The organism is Amycolatopsis jejuensis (assembly GCF_000717335.1).
GTDB lineage: Bacteria > Actinomycetota > Actinomycetes > Mycobacteriales > Pseudonocardiaceae > Amycolatopsis > Amycolatopsis jejuensis.
In genome coordinates, this window is record NZ_JNYZ01000042.1 from 1 (window position 1) to 18,567 (window position 18,567).

Sequence of the window (18,567 nt, forward strand, 5' to 3'; positions counted from 1 at the left end):
GCTGGTGCAACGCCAGCCACACCACCACACCCACCCAACAGAAAACACCCCCACACCCACCACCAAGATCAACAAAACTCAACCCGGTGGATCCAGGTCTGGGTCCGTGAAGGTGGCCTTCACGGAAGTGAAGCGAGGTGGGGCGGGGGGTCAGGCGTCTGCTGGGGTTTTCGGGGGTAGCCAGCTCTGGCCTGGGGTGCCCCAGCCGTTTTTCTTCAGCATCTTCTTTGCGGCGCGGGCGTGCCTGCCTACCAGGCGGTCCAGGTAGAGGTAACCGTCCAGGTGGTCGGTCTCGTGTTGCAGGCAGCGGGCGAAGTAGCCGGTGCCTTCGACCTCGATCGGGGTGCCCTCGGGGTCGAAGCCGGTCACCTTGGCCCACGTTGCTCGGCCGGTCGGGTACGACTCGCCGGGGGCGGACAGGCAGCCTTCCCAGTCGTCGTCCGGGTCGGGCATTGTTTCCGGGATTTCCGAGGTCTCCAGTTTCGGGTTGACCACCGCGCCGCGGTGCTGCGTGCCCTCGTCGTCCGGGCAGTCGTAGACGAACAGGCGCAGGTCGAGGCCGATCTGGTTGGCGGCAAGGCCGACGCCCTCGGCCGCATACATCGTCTCGAACATGTCGTCGACCAGCGTGCGTAGCTTGTCGTCGTACTCGGTGATCTCGCGCGTGGGCTGGTGCAGCACGGGGTCGCCGGCAATGCAGATGCGGTGGACGGTCACGGACGCCGAGTTTAGTCGGACCCTTCTGGTACACCTGGATCGGACCGTGACGCGCCGTGCCGGATGCCCATGTCGAGCGGGGGTTCCGTGGTTCAATGGCGCCCGCGGAAGGGTACTGCCGACACCGATTGCGAGGACCGCATGGACGCCGCGGAGTCGATGGCTGAGAACCAGCCGTCGCCGCCGGAGACTGTCGGTGGCCTGACCGAGCGCGAGCTGGACATTCTCGCGTTCGAACGGCAGTGGTGGCGCCACGCCGGGGCGAAGGAGAACGCCATCCGGGAGCGCTTCTCGCTGTCCTCCACCCGCTACTACCAGCTGCTCAACACGCTGCTGGCCAAGCCGGAGGCGGTCGCGGCCGATCCGATGCTGGTCAAGCGGCTGCGCAAGACCCGCGCGGCCCGACAGCGCAAACGCGGAGCCCGGCGGCTGGGGATCGAACTGTCATGAGCTTCTTCTCGGGACTGTCCCGGCCCCTGCGGGCCGCGGGCGTCGCGCTGATCGGGGTCGCTGTGGTCGCCGCCGTCATCGGGGGCGTCACCGTGCTCAACACCGGCAGCAGCAGCGACAACAACGCCGGGCCTACCAGCTCCGGCGAGCCGTCCGGCCCGGGTGGCGGGGCGCCGTCCAGCCCGGCTCCGTCGTCGGCCCCATCGTCAGCACCGTCGACAGCGCCCTCGACCACTTCGTCGTCGGCCCCGCCGTCCTCCGCGCCTCCGTCTTCTCCGGCAGGTCAGCCGGGCCAGCCGGGAGGGCAGCAGGGCCCCGACCAGAAGGCCTCGAACAAGTGGGTCACCCTGCGGGTTTACAACAACTCGCTGATCCAGCACCTCGCCGAGCAGGCCGCGGACGATTTCCGCCGCTCCGGATGGAACGTCGCCGAGATCGGCAACTACGCCCAGGGCGTCATCCAGCGGACCACGGCGTACTTCCGCCCTGGCACCGACGAGGAGGCCGCCGCGAAGCAGCTGGCCGCCGAGTTCGGCTTCCAGGCCCAGCCGCGCTTCGAGGGCATCCAGAACTCCAGCCCGGGTGTGATAGTGATCATCACGAAGGACTACCAGGCTGGCCGCAAGGGCAGCTGACCCACTTACGAGCGGTTCTGGGCCTCCGCGTACGCCTCCAGCGTTGCCAGCTGGGCGGCGTCCAGCGACGGCCGGACCACCTCGCGGGCCTTCGCCAGATGCGCCGCGGTCACCTCGTGTGCCTCCAGCGACTCGCGCATCGCCGTGAGCGCGGCCTCCCTGATCAGCGCGGCGCAGTCGGCGGCCGAGTAGCCCTCCAGCGTGGCCGCGACAGCCGCGAGGTCGACGTCGGCGGCCAGCGGGGTGTGCTTGGCCGTCGCGGTGAGGATGGCCGTGCGGGATTCGGCGTCCGGCGGCGGCACGTAGATCCGGCGCTCCAGCCGACCGGGCCGCAGCAGCGCCGGGTCGACCAGCTCCGGCCGGTTCGTCGCCCCGAGCACCACGACCTCGCGCATCGGCTCCACGCCGTCGAGCTCGGTGAGCAGCGCCGCGACCACCCGGTCGGCCACTCCGGAGTCCGACGACTGACCGCGGCGCGGCGCGAGCGCGTCGATCTCGTCGAGGAAGATCAGCGCGGGCGCGGCGTCGGCGGCCCGGCGGAACAGGTCACGCACCGCCCGCTCCGACTCGCCGACCCACTTGTCCAGCAGCTCCGCGCCCTTGATCGCGAACACGTTCAGCGCGCCGGTCCCCGCGAGCGCGCGGACCAGGAACGTCTTGCCGCCGCCGGGCGGGCCGTACAGCAGCACCCCACGCGGCGGTTCGATGCCGAGGCGGGCGAACGAATCCGGGTACCGCAGCGGCCACAGCACGGTTTCGGTGAGCGACTCCTTGACCGCCGTCATGTTGCCGACGTCGTCGAGAGTCAGCCCGCCGGTGGCCAGATTGTCCGAAGTGGACAGTGAGATCGGCCGGACGGTGGTCAGCGCGTCGAGGAGGTCTTCCTGCGAGATGCGCGGCTCCTCGACGTCCCGCTGACGCAGCGCGGCCCGCAACGCCGCGTCCCGGCGCAGGGCGAGCAGGTCGGCGGCCACGAACCCGGGCGTTCGCTCGGCGAGGACACCCAGGTCCGCACTCGGTTCGACGGGTACGTCACGCAGCAGAATCCGCAGCAGCTCGACACGGGTTTTGGCGTCCGGCAGCGGCAGGCCCAGCTCGCGGTCGAGCAGGTCGGCAGCACGCAGCCGCGGGTCCACCGACTCGGCCCGCGCGGTCGTGGCCACCACCGCAAGCCCGTCCCGGCGGAGCGCACTGCGCAGCTCTTCCAGCACGACGGTCGCGACCGGAGGCGGTTGCGTGGCCGGGAGCAGCGCGTCGACGTCGTTGATCAACAGCACCCCGGGGCCATCACCCGAGGTGGCCCGGCCGATGGCTTCACGCAGCGAGCGGTGCGCCGCATTCGGCTCCAGCACGGCGATGTTGGGCGCGGTCAGCGACACGACGCGAACCTTCTCCGCCGCAGCAACCGACCGCACCAGCGTGGCCTTCCCGACACCTTCCGGCCCGGAAAGCAGAACGCCGAGATGCGCCGACGTACCCAGCCGCGCCAGTAGCTCCGGACGGCGGAAAGCCAGGTCAAACCACTCGGCAAGCTTGCGTGCGGCCCCCTCGGCCCCGACCAGATCCGCGACCGGCACGGCCTCGTCCTGCTCCTCGACGCGCGCCTCGGTGATCACCTCTTCGACGATCTCCGCATCGAGATAATCCTCGGCCGCAGTAACCGCAGTGCTGCGGACCAGCGCAGTCGCATTGCGCGCGGGTGCCTCACCCGCTGGTTCGCCAGTCCGCGCCCCGTCCCGCCAACTGACCACAGTGGACGGTCCGACGACCACCGCACCGGCAGGCTCGGTAGCCGTGACGGTGAGCAACTCGTTGGTCCAGGTAGCCCCGATCACGCGGGAAAGCTGCCCACGCACAGCGGCGACGTCCGAACCCGGCGCAGGCGCAAGATCCTGTGGTAGCAGGGAGACAGCATCGCCGCGGGTAAGTACCTTCCCGGTGAGCGCAAGCCGCAACGTATGCGGTGGCACGGAAACAGCCGCCAGCCGCGACCCCGACACGGTGACCGTACGCGCCGCGGCAACCTCCGCAGGCGCAACCACGATCTCCCCACCCTCGGCAACCCCGAGGTTGGACATGGTGACGTCATCGGTGAGCACAACACCCGGCGTACTGCCCTCTTCGGCAGGCGCAGCCAGCGCAGCACTACGCCGCGCCCCAGTGAGGTGCACAGCATCCCAGGCACGCAACCCAAGCGCGTCGAGCACCTCCGGATGCAACCGCACGACGCCACGCCGAGCATCGAGCGCAGACGGAGTATGCCGGACAGTAAGGGTGATCTGCGGATCGCTCACCCCACCAACCCTAATGCCGCGCGGCCCCAACGTCCGTGAAGGCCACCTTCACGGAATCAGATTCCCTCATGGTTCCCTTCACAGCCCTTCACCACCCACCCAGCCGCACCCGCGCACCCAACGCGACCCGGCAGCCCAGACCCGGCCCTGCACCCCGATACGAAGCCAAAACACGTGCGGAGGGTGGTTGTCAAGGCATCTTTCCCGCCTTGACAACCACCCTCCGCACGTAGCCGAACGAAATCCCCGCTGTTCCGCGGCAACCGCACCGCTCGCCGAGCCGCCCCGGCAACCCGCCCCGACGCAGGCCGCAGCCGCAATCGCCGATGACTCCGCGCCCGCCGGATCGCCCGCCGCTCCCGTGGCGGTACCTCCCAGGCCTCCGGATGCGCCGCCAGCCACCGATGCCGGTAAACCGAGTACGGAATATGCAGCAAATACAGCACCAGCGCCGCACCCAGCGCCACCAGCGGGAACTGGATGATCGCCGCCGCCAGCAACCCGACCCCGACCAGCAACGGCGCAATGGCCTTCGCGGGCGCCTTCACGGTCTTGAGCGACAACGTGGGAATCCGGCTGATCAACAGCACCGCAACCGCGATGGTCCAAGCAAGCACGACATACTGCTGCGACCACCACCCCTCGCCCCACTGCAGCGTCGCGATCAACGGCAGCATTGCGACCAGCCCACCCGCCGGAGCAGGTACGCCCACGAAGAACTCCGCGGCGTACGGCGGCTGTTCGGTGTCGTCGAGGAAGGTGTTGAACCGTGCGAGCCGCAGGATCATGCAGACCGCGAAGATCAGCGACGCGACCCAGCCGATGCGATCGCCGTGCGACTGCCACACGTACAGCACCAGCGCCGGCGCGACGCCGAACGAAATGCCGTCGGACAGCGAGTCGAGTTCGGCGCCCATTTTGGACGTCGCGTCGAGCAGGCGGGCGATGCGGCCGTCGAGGCTGTCGAGCACCGCGGCGATGCCGATGGACGCGATCGCCATGGCGTAGTTGCCGGTGAGCGCGAACTGCACGGCGGAAAGCCCGGCGCACAGCGCGAGCACGGTGATGGCGTTCGGCAGCAGCCGGATACCGGGGGTGGTCACGCGGACCATGGTCAGCCTTCTCCCAGCGGGGGCAGTTCGGCGAGCACCGTCTCGCCGCCGACGGTGCGCTGGCCCTTCGCGACCAGCACCCGGCTGCCCGGCGGCAGATACAGGTCGACGCGCGAGCCGAAGCGGATGATGCCGTACGTCTCGCCCGCGGCCACCTTGTCGCCCTCCCGGACGTCGCACCGGATGCGGCGCGCGACCAGACCGGCGATCTGCACGACGACGAGCTCGTGGCCGTCGGCCGTGTGCAGCACCACGGAGTTGCGTTCGTTGACCTCGCTCGCCTTGTCGAGGTCCGCGGAAAGGAACTTGCCCGGTTTGTACGCGACCTTCGACACGACGCCGGTGGCCGGCGTGCGCTGGACGTGCACGTCGTAGACCGAAAGGAACACGCTCACCCGCATCCGCGGCTCGGCGGGCAGCCCCAGCTCGGCGGGCGGGACGGCCTCCTCGATGAGCGAGACGATGCCGTCTGCCGCGGCGATGGCGACGTTGTCCCGCTCCGGCGGCACGCGCTTCGGCTCGCGGAAGAACGCCGTGGCGGCTGCGGTGGCGAGCCCGGAGACCAGGCCGAGCCGTTTCGAGAACCGGCGCAGGACGAGCGTCGCGGCCAGGCCGCCGAACAGGAACGGCCGTCCTGCCGGGTGCATCGGCGGGAACGTCTCGCGGGCGAGCCGGACAGCGTGCGCGAGGGGGTTACCGGTGGGCTGGCCGCTCATGGGTCGAGTTCCCCGCTGTTCGTTTTCGGTCGGAAAGGGTCCGATTCGGGCCTCCCCACGCTACCGCTCTGCCGCGGGCAGGCCCGGTGGCCCCTGGTCGTAAGGGTTGCCCCGGAGCGGGTGGGGGCGACCACAAAGCGGTAACGACGCGTCGAACAATCCGATAACACCGGGTAGTCGACGCCGCTCGGGACCGGTTCCCGGGCCGACCTGGCGAGGGAGACGATGGCCATCCCCGATCTGCTCGCGCGGTTGCTGTGCGCCTGGCGCCGGGACATCGCGTCGGTGCCCCTGCCGCAGCTGGTGGACCCCGCATCCGGTGCCCGGCTGGTACGCGAAGCCGCCCGGGTGCGTGCGTCCCCCGACGATGCACGCACCCGGGCGCGGAACGGTTCAGTCTAGTCCGCGGCCGGGCCGTTCTGACAGATCGTCGGGAAACCGTTACAAACGGTCACGGTTCCGGTTGCCGATGGCGCTGACCAGCCGCAGTACCAGCAGCAGCGCAATCGCTCCGAGAATCGCGACCCCGAAGCTCGGGAAATCGAACTCGAAGTGCCGTTCCTGGCCGGTTGCGAGCCGGTAGACGAAGCCGCCGAGTGCCGCTCCGAGCACTCCGACGAGCACGCTGACCAGACACCCCTGCCGCCGCCGCTCGGACCCGCCGACGACCAGGTTCGCGAGCCACCCGACCAGTGCCCCGAAGACGATCCACAGGATGATGCCCATGTCATCCGAGGATACCGGGGTTTTGCCGGGCGGCGGCGAAACTGCCGGTCGGCGTCCGTTGTGGACGATGCCGATCTCTTGCCGGGCAAGCTAAAGCAGCAGTACGTCGACCTCGTCGCCGCGCTGTGCATCTCCGGTCTCTTCTGGGAGCACGATCAGGCAGTTCGCCTGGGTGAAGGCCGCCAGCAGGTGCGAGCCGGGGCCGCCGCGCGGGCCGACCTCACCGGTCACCTCGCCTTCGGCCTGGGTGTAGAAACCGCGGCGGTACTGGCGGCGGCCCAGTGGCGTCGGCATGTCCTCGGTGAGCCGGGCGCGCACCCGGCGGCGGTCGATCGCCGTGTGCCCCATTGCCGACAGCAGTGCCGGGCGCAGGAACGCCTCGAACGACACCAGCACGCTCACCGGGTTTCCCGGCAGCGTCACGACCGGTACCCCGTTCCAGCGGCCGCAGCCCTGCGGTCCGCCCGGTTGCATGGCGATTTTCCGGAATTCCACGCCCTGCCCGGTCAGCGCGTCCTTGACCACCTCGTACGCGCCCGCCGAAACTCCGCCGGACGTGAGCAACAGGTCGGCATTCGCCAGCCGGGGTTCGATGATCTTGCGGAACTCCTCGACGTCATCGACGACGCTGCGGATCACGTCCACCCGGCAGCCGAGACCGCGCAGCGCAGCCGCCAACATCACGCTGTTCGATTCGTAGATCTGCCCGTGCCGCAACGGGTTCGGCGCTTCGACGAGCTCGGTTCCGGTCGACACCACGAGCACCGAAAGCGGCCGGTACACCTCGAGCTCGGCCAGCCCGACCGCCGCCGCGAGACCCAAGTGCGAATGGCCCAGCACGGTGCCTGCGCGCAGCGCGATAGTCCCCTTCGTGACGTCCTCGCCGGTACGCCGGATGTGGTTGCCGGAGGACGCCGCACGCGAGATGCGGACCTCGGTGGTGCCGCGGTCGGTGTCCTCCACCATCACGATCGCGTTCGCGCCCGGCGGGAGCGGCGCGCCGGTCATGATCCGCTGAGCGGTACCCGGTTTCAGCGGCTCGACGTCGACGCGCCCGGCCGGGATGTCGTCGGCCACCGGCAGGACCACCGGAACCTCGGCGACGTCCTCGGCGCGCACGGCGTACCCGTCCATCGCGGAGTTGTCGAACGGCGGCAGCGCGACGTCGGCGAGCACGTCGCGGGCCAGGACAAGCCCCGCGGCATCGGCGAGGGGGACAGTGGTCACGGGTGCGCGGCCGAGCAGTTCGGTCACGGTCTCGCGGTAGGCGTCGACGGAGATCACGCGGACCATCCTCCCCCGTCGGCGCGGTCGTGCAACACTCTCCCGGCACTGTCGGGAGCACGGGGAGAGATCTGATGCAGTTTCCGGTCCGCCACCATGCCGGGCGCGCCGTGCCCGGGTACCCCCGCTGACATGCGCGTCCACACGAGGCACACGCCCGGATTCGGCGTCGCCCGCGTCATGCTGGCGCCGGGTGAGGCCGTGCAATCCGCCGCGGAGACGTTACTGGCGAGCAGCTTCGGCGTCGCCGAATCGAACCCGCGCAAGAACGGCCGGGCAGTCTTCACCGCGCCAGCCGAGGGCGGCTGGGTGGACCTGGCCCCGCTCGGGCCCGGCGACGTGTACCCGCTCGAGCTCACCGGGTCCACCGGCTGGTCGGTGCACCGCGAGGCAGTACTTGCCCGGCCGACCACGGTGCGGCTCGACCAGACCTGGGCGCCACTGCAGCAACTCTTCGGCGCCGACTCCGGATTTCTCGAGCACTACAGCGGGACCGGCCCGCTCGTGCTGGCCGCCCCCGGTCCGGTCGATTCGTTCGAACTTTCCCGCGGCGAGCTGGTGACCGTGCGGCCGGACTACGTATTGGCTTATCCGGACACCTTGCAATGCCGGCTGCGTGCAGTGGATCCGAGCGGCCCGCAGTCGTTGCGCACCGGCGAAGGTCTGGTCCTCGATTTCGCCGGACCGGGCACGGTGCTCGTACAGACGCGCAACCGGCGGGTTTCCCGGGGGTGAGAATCCGCCGATTCCCCCATTGCCGGGAGCGCTGATTCCGGTAGCGTGAACTGCACTTCCGCACGCTGAAGGACAGCGGATCCTTGTCCCCAGGGAGGCGCCGTGGCAGTCGGCACCGTCAAGTGGTTCAACTCGGAAAAGGGCTACGGGTTCATCGAATCCACCGAAGGTCCGGACGTTTTCGTCCATTATTCGGCAATACAGGCCGACGGATTCCGCACGCTCGACGAAGGCGACCGCGTGGAGTTCGAGGTCCAGTCCGGCCGCGACGGCCGAAGCCAGGCCGCGGACGTCCGCAAGGTCTCCTGAGGCAGCCCCGCCGACCGGTTGGGCGAACCGCCAGTGGGAGCGGATACCGGCGCGTTAAGCTGCGCTGCGTGACAGGCGACGTGTCGGGGGACCTCACCGGTCGCCGGCTGGGCAATTACCGCATCGACTCGGTGCTCGGCAAGGGCGGCATGAGCGTGACCTACCAGGCCACGGACGTGCGGCTCGGCCGGAAGGTGGCACTGAAGGTCATCGGTGACCACCTCGGCGCGGACGCCGAGTTCCGCGAGCGCTTCGTCGACGAGGCCCGCAACACCTCCGCGATCGACCACGCCAACGTCGTGCCGCTGTACGACTTCGGCGAACTCGACGGCATGCTGTACATCGCCATGCGCATGGTCGACGGCGGCGACCTGGCCGGCCTGATCTCGTCGGGCCCGATGAGCCCCGCGCGGGCACTCACTCTGCTGGACCAGGTCGCGGACGCTCTCGACACCCTGCACAACCACGGCCTCGTGCACCTGGACGTCAAACCGGCGAACGTGCTCGTCACGAGCCGCGAAACGTCCCGCGAGCACGTTTATGTCGCCGACTTCGGCCTCACCCGCCGCGGCGCAACCGGCCACCGCACCCGCGGCGGCGATTTCCTGGGCTCACCCACGTACGCCGCACCCGAGCATCTGCGCGGCGAACCCCTCGACGGCCGTACTGATCAATACGCGCTCACGTGCGTGCTTTTCGCCTGCCTGACCGGAAACCCGCCCTTCCGCGGTGACGTTCCCGCGGTGATCAAGGGCCACCTCGGCGGCGAGCCGCCGTCGGTGTCGAAGGTGGTCGCCCTGCCGTCCGCGGTGGATGAGGTGATCCGCAAGGGGATGGCGAAGGCTCCGGCTGACCGGTATGGCAGCTGCGTGGCGATGATCGCGGCGGCGCGGGTGGCGTTGGGAGCGATGGCAACTTCGGACACTCCGCCTGGGGCGGCCGGTGCTGCGGAGGGTGGCTCTGACGGCACTGTTGCGTTGGGTGCGGTCGGTGCGGCCAATGGCACTGGGGCCAACGGGCAAGGCGCTCCCGGAGGGTGGGGCGGGCCGCCGTCCGGACAGCCCGGCGGTGCCGGGCCGCAGCCCGGCAGCCAAGGCGGATACGGCGTCCAGGGTGGTTACGGCAACCCCGCCGGATTCGGGAACCAGCCCACGCTCGGTTATGCAGCACAGCCCGGCCAGCCCGGTCAGCAGAGCTATCCCGGCTACCCGGGCCAGGCGCCCGGCGGCCCGCCACCCGGCTATGGCTACCCGGCGCCGCCCGGGCAACCCGGCGCGCAGGGCCACCCCGGCCAACCGGCTCAGCCCGGCCACCCCGCTCAGCCGCTCCAGCCCGGCCAACCACCCCAGCCCGGCCACCCCGGTCAGTCACTCCAGCCCGGCCAGTCACCTCAACCACCCCAGCCCGGTCACCCCGGAGCCCAAGCCCACCCCGGCCAGCAACCTCCTCAGGGTCCCCCACCCGGGTACTCCGGCTACCCGAACCAGTCCGCCTACCCCGCCACCCAGCAGGCCTTCGCCGACCCCATGCGGGTCCGCCCTCCGTCGCCGGTCGGGGGTGGCGGGGCGTTTCAAGCGCAGCCGAAGGGCGGCGGCCTGAAGTGGCTGTGGATCGTGCTGGGGGTGCTCGTGCTGGCGGGACTCGTCGTCGGCGGGATCTTCCTCTTCTCCGGGAACGACAGCGGCGGGACCACGCCCACCACCTCAGCGCCGAACATCCCGGTCGGGCCGGGCGGGCCGTCGGGGGGAGCGTCATCGCTGCGGCCGCCGCCCTCGTCGATCCCGATTCAGCCCAGCCGCTGACCCGCTCACGCTGACCTGGGCTTCTTGCACTCGACCCCGGAGAGTGCTAAACACGGCATTGGCACTCGACGCCGTCGAGTGCCAGGCGAGCGGTCACCGACCGCCCGCCTCAAGGTCGGGACGGTGAGGCTGGCCAGCGGTCAGTCGTCCGTCGCGGGCACCGAGCCTGGCCGAGGACGTGTCCTGCTGCCGCCGTCTGCAAAGCCGCGGCGGTAGCGCCCAATACCGGAGGACCACACCGCAATGGCCAAACTGATTGCGTTCGACGAGGACGCCCGCCGCGGTCTTGAGCGCGGCTTGAACACCCTCGCCGAAGCCGTCAAGGTGACCCTCGGCCCGCGGGGCCGGAACGTCGTGCTCGAGAAGAAGTGGGGCGCGCCGACGATCACCAACGACGGTGTCTCCATCGCCAAGGAGATCGAGCTCGAGGACCCGTGGGAGAAGATCGGGGCCGAGCTCGTCAAGGAAGTTGCCAAGAAGACCGACGACGTCGCGGGTGACGGCACCACCACCGCCACCGTGCTGGCACAGGCGCTCGTGCGCGAGGGCCTGCGCAACGTCGCCGCGGGTGCCGACCCGATCAGCCTCAAGCGGGGCATCGAGGCGGCCGTCGAGGCCATCACCGAGCAGCTGCACAAGGCCGCCGTGCAGATCGAGACCAAGGAGCAGATCGCTGCTACCGCCTCGATCTCGGCTGCCGACCGCACGATCGGCGAGCTGATCGCCGAGGCGCTCGACAAGGTCGGCAAGGAAGGCGTCGTCACCGTCGAGGAGTCGAACACCTTCGGCCTGGAGCTCGAGCTCACCGAGGGCATGCGCTTCGACAAGGGCTACGTGTCCGGCTACTTCGTCACCGACCCCGAGCGTCAGGAAGCCGAGCTGGAGGACCCGTACGTCCTGCTGTTCGGTTCCAAGATCTCGAACGTCAAGGACGTCCTGCCGCTGCTGGAGAAGGTCATCCAGTCCGGCAAGCCGCTCTTGATCATCGCCGAGGACGTCGAGGGCGAGGCCCTGGCCACCCTGGTCGTCAACAAGATCCGCGGCACCTTCAAGTCCGTGGCCGTCAAGGCCCCTGGCTTCGGTGACCGCCGCAAGGCCATCCTGCAGGACATCGCGATCCTGACCGGTGGCCAGGTCATCTCGGAGGACGTCGGCCTCAAGCTGGAGAACGCGGACCTGTCGCTGCTGGGCCGCGCCCGCAAGGCGGTCATCACGCGTGACGAGACCACGATCGTCGAGGGTGCGGGCGACGCCGACCAGATCCAGGGTCGCGTCAACCAGATCCGCGCGGAGATCGAGAACTCGGACTCCGACTACGACCGCGAGAAGCTGCAGGAGCGGCTCGCGAAGCTGGCCGGCGGCGTCGCCGTCATCAAGGCCGGTGCCGCGACCGAGGTCGAGCTCAAGGAGCGCAAGCACCGCATCGAGGACGCGGTGCGCAACGCCAAGGCCGCTGTGGAAGAGGGCATCGTCGCCGGTGGTGGCGTGGCTCTGATCCAGGCTGCCGAGGCTGCGTTCGCGGGCCTGAAGCTCGAGGGCGACGAGGCCACTGGCGCCAACATCGTCAAGGTCGCCGTCGAGGCGCCGCTCAAGCAGATCGCGATCAACGCCGGCCTCGAGGGCGGCGTTGTGGCGGAGAAGGTCAAGAGCCTGCCGCAGGGGCACGGCCTGAACGCCGCGACCGGCGTGTACGAGGACCTGCTCGCGGCCGGTGTTCCGGACCCGACGAAGGTCACCCGCTCCGCGCTGCAGAACGCCGCTTCCATCGCGGCGCTGTTCCTGACCACCGAGGCGGTCGTGGCGGACAAGCCGGAGAAGGCTGCTGCCGCTCCGGCCGACCCGTCCGGCGGCATGGGTGGCATGGACTTCTGAGTCCGGCTGCACTACCCGGCGAAGCCCGGTTCACCTTGCGGTGGGCCGGGCTTCGCCCGTTTCCGCGTCACGCCTCGGGCGTCAGGATGGCGGCCGCGACGTAAACCGGGATCATCACCCCGGCCGAAAACACGGTGGCGGCAACCACGGCGATGCGTACCATCGACGGGTCGACGTTGAGGTATTCGGCCCAGCCGCCGCACACGCCGGTGAGCATGCGGTCAGTACGGCTGCGGAAGATCTTCTTGGCCGGGGTGGTCTGAGTGGCCTGCGGGGTCTGCACGTTTTCGGTCATGGCATGAATACTCCGCTGTGCGCGGCGCGCACACATCGGGGAAGGCCCCGGAGATGTGACCCTGAGTTGTCCCCTATCCGCTGATGGCGCGGACCCGATCGAAGCGGTCCAGCCACGCGGCGGCGATGGCGGGAGCTGCCGCGAATTCCGGGTACGCGTCGGGTTCCGGGGCCTGCGGCAGCACCGGCAGGTAACCGTCCACAGGGGACAGTGTGGTGGTGCAGACATCGCCGCGCAGCAACGACATCGTGCCGAGACCGCAGGCGAAGTCCAGCTCGGGAAGGGCTCCGGCGAGCGCCAATCCGGCGGCCAGCCCGACGCTCGTCTCCACGGCTGACGACACCACGCACGGCAACCCGCACGCCTCCGCGACCTCCAGCGCGCGCCGCACTCCGCCCAGCGGTGCGACCTTGAGCACGGCGATGTCGGCGGCTCCGGCGACGGCGACCTTGAGCGGGTCTTCGGCGCGGCGGATCGACTCGTCGGCGGCGATTCGCACGGAAACCCGGCGCCGGACGGCGGCGAGGTCGTCGATCGTCGGACACGGTTGTTCGGCGTACTCCAGGCCACCGGCGGCGCGGTCCAGTTCGCGCAGGGCTTTGACGGCGGTATTGACGTCCCAGGCCGCGTTGGCGTCCACGCGGATTGCGCCGGAGGGACCCAGCGCGTCGCGCACCGCTTCGACGCGCGCGCAGTCCTCGGCGAGCGTCGCGCGTTTGTCGGCAACCTTGACCTTCGCCGTGCGGCAGCCGGAGGTCCGGACCAGCTCGTACGCGCGTTCCGGCGGCACGATGGGGACCGTCGTGTTGACCTCGATCCGGTCGCGGACCGCGGCAGGCCAGCCCTGCTCACTCGCTTCAAGCGCGGCGGCGAGCCAGGGCACACTCTCGGTGTCGGAGCAGTCGCCGAACGGGCAGAACTCGCCCCATCCGGCTGGCCCGCGGAGCAGCAATCCCTCACGGACGGTGATGCCCCGGAACTGAGTGTGCAGCGGCAGCGCGTAGACCTGCATGACCGCCGATCATGCCATTGCCGCGGACGTGGAACCGAGGTGCCGCGGGCGCCGTCACACCACCACAATGACAGGTGTGGACGGCCTCGACTTCCGGGTGCTCGGCCCGGCCGAGGTGCTTGACGGGGACCAGGTGGTGCCGCTGGGCGGCAGCCGCCCGCTGATCGTGCTCTCCGGGCTGTTGCTGCGGGCCAACCGGCTCGTGTCGGTGGACGTGCTGAGCCAGTGGCTGTGGGGCGACGACCAGCGGCGGTCGAAAGGCGCGTTGCAGACGTACGTGCTGCGGTTGCGCCGGGCGCTTGGCGATGGCGCGTCGATCCGCACCGAGCGCGGCGGGTACCTGCTGGAAGTCGATGAGAACGCGGTCGACCTCGGCCGGTTCCGGCAGTTCGCGGCCCGCGGGCGCGGCGCGGCCGAGCGCGGGGAGCACCGGCGGGCGGCGGCGTTGTTCGAGGACGCGCTGGGGCAGTGGCGGGGTCCGGCGCTGCAGAACGTCGAATCGGACGCGCTGCACCGCGACGAAGCCGGCCAGCTCACCGAGGAGCGCACGCGGGTGCGGGAGTGGTGGGCGGAGACGCTCCTGACCGTCGGCGAGTACGACACCGTTGTACCCGAGCTGGAGCGGCTGACCAGGGAATATCCGCTGCGGGAGCGGCCGCACGAGCAGCTGATGCACGCGCTGTTCCACGCCGGGCGGCAGGCCGAGGCGCTGGACGTGTACCAGCGGATCAGCGGATTGCTGGCCGAGGAGCTGGGCCTGGACCCGGGCGCCGGGCTGCAGCGGGTACACCGGCTCGTCCTGGGTGGCGACCATGTCGCGCGGTATCGGACGGCCGTGGAACCCCAGGTACCGCATCAGCTTCCGGCGGATCTCGGCGCGTTCGCCGGACGTTCTTTTGACCTCAAAGCGTTGCATGCACTGCTGCCCGAAGCGCTCGACGACGGTACGTCCACGCCGATCGCCTCGGTGGAAGGCATGGGCGGACAAGGGAAAACGACGCTGTCCGTCCACTTTGCCCACCAGGTCGCGGACCGGTTCGCCGGCGGGCAGGTGTTTCTGGACCTGCGCGGGTACGGTCCGGGCGAGCCGGTGTCGCCGCTCGCCGCGCTGGAGACGATGCTCGTGTCCCTCGGCGTGCCGAGTGACCGGATCCCGCCGGGCCTCGACGAACGCGCGGCGACCTGGCGCACGCACACCACCGGACGGCGGCTGCTTGTCTTGCTGGACAACGCAAACAGCACGGAGCAGGTACGGTCGCTGCTGCCCGGTCCGGGGTGTCTGGTGGTGGTGACGAGCCGGTGGCAGCTGCGCGGGCTGGTCGCGACGCACGGTGCGCGGCGGATCGCACTGTCCGAATTGGACAGTGCGGAGGCGGTGGAGCTGCTCGCGTCGGCAATCGGGGTCGAACGGGTGCAGCAGGATCCGGTTGCGGCAGAACGGTTTGTGCAATACTGTGGTGGTCTTCCGCTGGCGATCCGGATTCTGGCGGTACGTGCGGCGCAATTCCCTCGGTTGCCATTGGGTGAGTTCGTGACCGCGTTACCGGCCGAACGGCTGAGCACCTTCGACCTCGGCGACGGCGACGAAACCAACATCCGCGCGGTGTTCTCGTATTCGTACCGCGTGCTGTGCCCGGCGGCGGCGCGGCTGGTAGGGCTGCTGGCATTGGCGACGGGGCCGGATCTGTCGTTGGCGATGGCAGTTGCGCTGGGTGGCCGCCCGGAGGAGGAGACGCGCGGCGCGCTCGACACGCTGGTGTCCGCGCACCTGCTCACCCAGCCGAAACCGGGTCGGTACCAGTTCCACGATCTGATCCGGGCGTACGCGGCGGAGCAGGCGGACGACGATGCCGAGCGTGCTCGCATGCGGTTGCTCGATTGGTATGTGGTGTCCGCGTGGAATGCCGCGCGGGCGATGCGGCCGCATCAGCTGTTGGATGTCACCGCGCCTTCGGGCCGTGGCCTGGAGTTTTCGGGTTACCACCCGGCGTTGGCGTGGTTCACGGAGGAACACGGAAACCTGATTGCGGCAGTGCAGTGGTCGTTCCGTCTTGGCAGACACGAACACTGCTGGCGGCTGGCGTGGTCGCTGTTCACGTATTTCGCCGGCCGCGGACGGGTCGACGAATGGCGGCAGGTTTACGAGGTCGCCTTGCGCGCGGCGCGGAATTCCGGTTCACGGATGGGGGAAGCGGCAGTCCTCAATGGACTCGGGGTGATCGAGGGGGTGGCGCGGAGGTATTCGTCGGCGCGGCAGTATTTGCAACAGGCGCTGGAGGTACAGCTGGAGCTGGGTTCCCTGCCAGGCGAGGCGCGGGCGCGGTACAACCTGGCGATGACGGCCCAGGACGTCGACGATTTCCCCGCCGCACACGGCCATGGCTTGCGCGCTTTGGCAATCGCACGGGAGCTGGGGGTGCCGTCCTTCGAGGCCAACGTCCTGCGCGCCCTTGGCGATTTGTGCACCACCATGGGCGATTACCCACAGGCCCTGTCCCTCGCGGAGGACGCACTGGCCCTGTCCCCATCCGAGGACCCGCTGGCAGGCCGTTTTTCGTTGATGGCACGGGCCAAGGCCTTGCTGGGCCTGGGCAGGCACGCGGAGGGAATCGAATGCCTGTCGGAAGCGGTGGACATGTTCTTCGCGATGGATGAGGAGTATGAGGCCGCGGATGCGTTGGCGCAGCTGGGCGCAGCCCATCGACGCCGGGGCCGGACAGCAGCGGCCCGAGATTGCTGGCTCCGGTCGATCCGGCTGTTGACCACACTGGATCACCCGGACGCGGAGACGGTACGAGCCCAGCTGGCGACCTTGGTGCGGGTTTAGTTTTTGGGGTTCTTTGGGATTTGGGGCGGGCCTTCGGGGTCGGGGGTGGTCTTGGGCTCGGGGTGGTTCGGTTCCTGGGGTTCGGTTTTGACCTTTGGGTCTGGGTGCTTTGGTGCCTTGGAGTTCGGTGGCCTTTGGTGCGTTGGTTTCTGGGTATCCGGGGGTGTTCGGGCTGGGTGCTGCGGCGCGTCGGTTTCTGGGGCTGGGTTGGGGCTTCGGGCTGGGGTGCTGCGGTGCGTCGGTTTTTGAGGCTCGGTTCGGGCTTCGGCTCGGGTGCTTTGATGCGTCGGTTTCTGAGGCTGGGTTCGGGCTGGGGTGCTGCGGTGCGTCGGCTTCTGGGACTGGGTTGGGGCTTCGGGCTGGGGTGCTGCGGTGCGTCAGTTCTGAGGCTCGGTTCGGGCTTCGGCTCAGGTGTTTTGGTGCGTCGGTTCCTCGGTGCTCGGCTTGGGTCGTCGGGCCTGGGGCGTGCTGGTTCGCTGGGCCTCAGGATTTTCGGGTTTCCGGGTTGCCGGGTCGCTGCGGTGCGGTTCGGGTGGTTCGTAGCTGGTCGACGTAAACGGCGGCGGGTGTCGCGGTCGGCGGATGTGGGGCCGTGGCAGACCGCCGGGCGGGTACCGGGCGGATGGCAGCTTGATGTGTTGCGACGGGACCTGGTCGGGTCCAACCGCGCAGTGCTGGCTATCTCGTTTGTGCTGGCCGCGCGGTGCCAGGTGTCTGGCTGTGCATGGCTGCGGAGCGGAGTGCCTGCAGGCTCGGCGGCCCGCGTGCTGACCCCCAGAGACAGCACGCGGACCACCGGCGGCCCGTGTCCGCCAGCCAACCTCATTGCGCTCACTGTTCGCTCACTGTGGAGTGTCCGAGTTGTCCGTTTCCCTGGGAGTGGGTGATGGCAGGCCGAGGAGATCGGCCAGGGCGCGGGCGTTGTGCGGGGCTTCGGCTTTGACGTCGTTGTCGAAGTAGACGTGTACGTCTCTACGGCCTTCGTCGTGCCAGTCGGTGATTTTCGCTGCCAAGGCGCGGAGGGCTGCGTCGGAGTAACCGCTGGTGTAGAGCTCTTCGGCGCCGTGCAGGCGGACGTAGCTGAAGTCCGTGGTCTGGTCTTCCCGGTACGGCCACCGGCCTGCCGTGTCGGCGGTGACCAGTGCAATGTTGTGTGCGCGGAGGACGTCCAGCGCTTCGCGAGTGGCGAAGCTCGGGTGCCGGACTTCCAGGGCGTGGCGGACCGGCCGGTCCGGGCCGGGGTCGAGGAAAGGGGCGGACTTCAGTTTGCCGTCGTGTTTTGCACCCAAGGCGGCGGCCTCGCGGGTGTTACGGGGGAGCTGGTCAAGGAAGGTGGAGACGCGGTCTGGGTCGAAGGTCAGCCTCGGGGGGAGTTGCCAGAGGAACGGACCCAGTTTGTCGCCGAGCGCGAGGACGCCGGAGGCATAGAAGTTCGCGAGCGCGGTTTCGACGTCGCGCAACTGCTTGAGGTGCGTGATGAACCGGCCGCCTTTGACGGCGAACAGGAACCCGGCTGGGACTTCGGCGTGCCAGGCGCGGTAGCGGTCCGGGGGTTGGAGCGAGTAGAACGAACCGTTGATTTCGACCGCGTTGAACTGCCGCGAGAGGTACTCGAGCTCCCGGCGCTGCGCGAGGCCCTCGGGGTAGAACGCCTTGCGCCACGGTGGATATCGCCACCCGGACGTGCCGACCCTGATCTCGCCGATCCCGCTCACCACCTTCCCGCGCCGAGTGTTCCCCCGCGGACGGTTGCGGTAAACCCGCCCGCGAAGGCGCTTCCC

At 69.6% G+C, this 18,567-nt stretch carries 17 protein-coding genes; 8 read left to right on the top strand and 9 right to left on the bottom strand.

The genetic code is table 11. The features are described from left to right. Positions 1-150 precede the first annotated feature (150 nt). Positions 151-717, bottom strand: a complete 567-nt coding sequence (locus OO71_RS40210; protein ID WP_033295314.1) for a peptide deformylase — start codon at positions 715-717, stop codon at positions 151-153. A gap of 141 nt (positions 718-858) precedes the next feature. Between OO71_RS40210 and OO71_RS40215 the strand changes: the two genes are divergently transcribed. Together OO71_RS40215 and OO71_RS40220 are read left to right on the top strand one after the other, a co-directional pair. After that, entirely contained in the window at positions 859-1,167 is a 309-nt protein-coding gene (locus OO71_RS40215) for a DUF3263 domain-containing protein (RefSeq protein ID WP_033295375.1), read from the top strand. Beyond that, positions 1,164-1,802, top strand: a complete 639-nt coding sequence (locus OO71_RS40220) for a LytR C-terminal domain-containing protein (RefSeq protein ID WP_156096798.1) — start codon at positions 1,164-1,166, stop codon at positions 1,800-1,802. The genes OO71_RS40215 and OO71_RS40220 overlap by 4 nt, the downstream gene beginning before the upstream one ends. 5 nt (positions 1,803-1,807) lie before the next feature. Here OO71_RS40220 and OO71_RS40225 read toward each other — a convergent pair whose 3' ends face one another. Genes OO71_RS40225 through OO71_RS40235 form a run of 3 tightly spaced genes read right to left on the bottom strand, consistent with a single transcriptional unit; the run spans position 1,808 to position 5,924 of the window. After that, a complete protein-coding gene (locus OO71_RS40225) occupies positions 1,808-4,096 on the bottom strand; it encodes an AAA family ATPase (RefSeq protein WP_033295315.1) in 2,289 nt (762 codons plus the stop codon). Between the two features lie 56 nt (positions 4,097-4,152). Continuing rightward, positions 4,153-5,208 carry a CDP-diacylglycerol--serine O-phosphatidyltransferase gene (pssA, locus tag OO71_RS40230; protein ID WP_245633935.1) on the bottom strand — a complete coding sequence of 352 codons (1,056 nt, stop codon included), beginning with the start codon at positions 5,206-5,208 and terminating at the stop codon, positions 4,153-4,155. A gap of 2 nt (positions 5,209-5,210) precedes the next feature. Continuing rightward, the gene (locus tag OO71_RS40235; RefSeq protein ID WP_033295316.1) at positions 5,211-5,924 is read right to left on the bottom strand and encodes a phosphatidylserine decarboxylase; all 714 of its coding nucleotides are present in this window, start codon (positions 5,922-5,924) and stop codon (positions 5,211-5,213) included. A gap of 225 nt (positions 5,925-6,149) precedes the next feature. Between OO71_RS40235 and OO71_RS51385 the strand changes: the two genes are divergently transcribed. Continuing rightward, on the top strand, positions 6,150-6,326 hold the full coding sequence (locus tag OO71_RS51385) for a hypothetical protein (RefSeq protein WP_169776623.1): 177 nt from the start codon (positions 6,150-6,152) through the stop codon (positions 6,324-6,326). A gap of 39 nt (positions 6,327-6,365) precedes the next feature. On the opposite strand, the gene OO71_RS40245 is transcribed toward OO71_RS51385, so the two are convergent. Together OO71_RS40245 and moeA are read right to left on the bottom strand one after the other, a co-directional pair. Further along, positions 6,366-6,650: a GlsB/YeaQ/YmgE family stress response membrane protein gene (locus tag OO71_RS40245; protein WP_033295318.1), complete on the bottom strand. Its 285-nt coding sequence runs from the start codon at positions 6,648-6,650 to the stop codon at positions 6,366-6,368. Between the two features lie 90 nt (positions 6,651-6,740). Then, positions 6,741-7,934: a molybdopterin molybdotransferase MoeA gene (gene moeA, locus OO71_RS40250; RefSeq protein ID WP_156096799.1), complete on the bottom strand. Its 1,194-nt coding sequence runs from the start codon at positions 7,932-7,934 to the stop codon at positions 6,741-6,743. Positions 7,935-8,066: 132 nt separating this feature from the next. On the opposite strand from moeA, the gene OO71_RS40255 reads away from it, so the two are divergent. The 4 genes from OO71_RS40255 (at position 8,067) to groL (ending at position 12,652) form a co-directional block, all read left to right on the top strand. Further along, positions 8,067-8,669 carry an AIM24 family protein gene (locus tag OO71_RS40255; RefSeq protein WP_033295320.1) on the top strand — a complete coding sequence of 201 codons (603 nt, stop codon included), beginning with the start codon at positions 8,067-8,069 and terminating at the stop codon, positions 8,667-8,669. Positions 8,670-8,771: 102 nt separating this feature from the next. Next, the gene (locus OO71_RS40260; protein ID WP_005164266.1) at positions 8,772-8,978 is read left to right on the top strand and encodes a cold-shock protein; all 207 of its coding nucleotides are present in this window, start codon (positions 8,772-8,774) and stop codon (positions 8,976-8,978) included. A 68-nt stretch (positions 8,979-9,046) separates the two neighbouring features. After that, a complete protein-coding gene (locus OO71_RS40265; protein WP_245633936.1) occupies positions 9,047-10,780 on the top strand; it encodes a serine/threonine-protein kinase in 1,734 nt (577 codons plus the stop codon). A 243-nt stretch (positions 10,781-11,023) separates the two neighbouring features. Further along, positions 11,024-12,652: a chaperonin GroEL gene (gene groL, locus OO71_RS40270; RefSeq protein ID WP_033295321.1), complete on the top strand. Its 1,629-nt coding sequence runs from the start codon at positions 11,024-11,026 to the stop codon at positions 12,650-12,652. Positions 12,653-12,719: 67 nt separating this feature from the next. Here groL and OO71_RS40275 read toward each other — a convergent pair whose 3' ends face one another. Further along, positions 12,720-12,947: a PspC domain-containing protein gene (locus tag OO71_RS40275; protein ID WP_033295322.1), complete on the bottom strand. Its 228-nt coding sequence runs from the start codon at positions 12,945-12,947 to the stop codon at positions 12,720-12,722. Between the two features lie 73 nt (positions 12,948-13,020). Further along, positions 13,021-13,959, bottom strand: a complete 939-nt coding sequence (locus OO71_RS40280) for an o-succinylbenzoate synthase (protein ID WP_033295323.1) — start codon at positions 13,957-13,959, stop codon at positions 13,021-13,023. Between the two features lie 67 nt (positions 13,960-14,026). On the opposite strand from OO71_RS40280, the gene OO71_RS40285 reads away from it, so the two are divergent. After that, positions 14,027-16,786: an AfsR/SARP family transcriptional regulator gene (locus OO71_RS40285; protein ID WP_033295379.1), complete on the top strand. Its 2,760-nt coding sequence runs from the start codon at positions 14,027-14,029 to the stop codon at positions 16,784-16,786. An 842-nt stretch (positions 16,787-17,628) separates the two neighbouring features. On the opposite strand, the gene OO71_RS40290 is transcribed toward OO71_RS40285, so the two are convergent. Then, complete coding sequence (locus OO71_RS40290) at positions 17,629-18,501, bottom strand: DUF72 domain-containing protein (protein ID WP_033295324.1); 873 nt, start codon at positions 18,499-18,501, stop codon at positions 17,629-17,631. Positions 18,502-18,567 lie beyond the last annotated feature (66 nt).

What these genes read in the sequence shown, in the direction of transcription:
- OO71_RS40285 (WP_033295379.1), top strand. Translation starts at nt 14,027, where the DNA reads ATGACAGGTGTGGACGGCCTCGACTTCCGGGTGCTCGGCCCGGCCGAG.
- groL (WP_033295321.1), top strand. Translation starts at nt 11,024, where the DNA reads ATGGCCAAACTGATTGCGTTCGACGAGGACGCCCGCCGCGGTCTTGAG.
- OO71_RS40215 (WP_033295375.1), top strand. Translation starts at nt 859, where the DNA reads ATGGACGCCGCGGAGTCGATGGCTGAGAACCAGCCGTCGCCGCCGGAG.
- OO71_RS40280 (WP_033295323.1), bottom strand. Translation starts at nt 13,959, where the DNA reads ATGCAGGTCTACGCGCTGCCGCTGCACACTCAGTTCCGGGGCATCACC.
- OO71_RS40220 (WP_156096798.1), top strand. Translation starts at nt 1,164, where the DNA reads ATGAGCTTCTTCTCGGGACTGTCCCGGCCCCTGCGGGCCGCGGGCGTC.
- pssA (WP_245633935.1), bottom strand. Translation starts at nt 5,208, where the DNA reads ATGGTCCGCGTGACCACCCCCGGTATCCGGCTGCTGCCGAACGCCATC.
- OO71_RS40235 (WP_033295316.1), bottom strand. Translation starts at nt 5,924, where the DNA reads ATGAGCGGCCAGCCCACCGGTAACCCCCTCGCGCACGCTGTCCGGCTC.
- OO71_RS40275 (WP_033295322.1), bottom strand. Translation starts at nt 12,947, where the DNA reads ATGACCGAAAACGTGCAGACCCCGCAGGCCACTCAGACCACCCCGGCC.
- OO71_RS40255 (WP_033295320.1), top strand. Translation starts at nt 8,067, where the DNA reads ATGCGCGTCCACACGAGGCACACGCCCGGATTCGGCGTCGCCCGCGTC.
- OO71_RS40245 (WP_033295318.1), bottom strand. Translation starts at nt 6,650, where the DNA reads ATGGGCATCATCCTGTGGATCGTCTTCGGGGCACTGGTCGGGTGGCTC.
- OO71_RS51385 (WP_169776623.1), top strand. Translation starts at nt 6,150, where the DNA reads ATGGCCATCCCCGATCTGCTCGCGCGGTTGCTGTGCGCCTGGCGCCGG.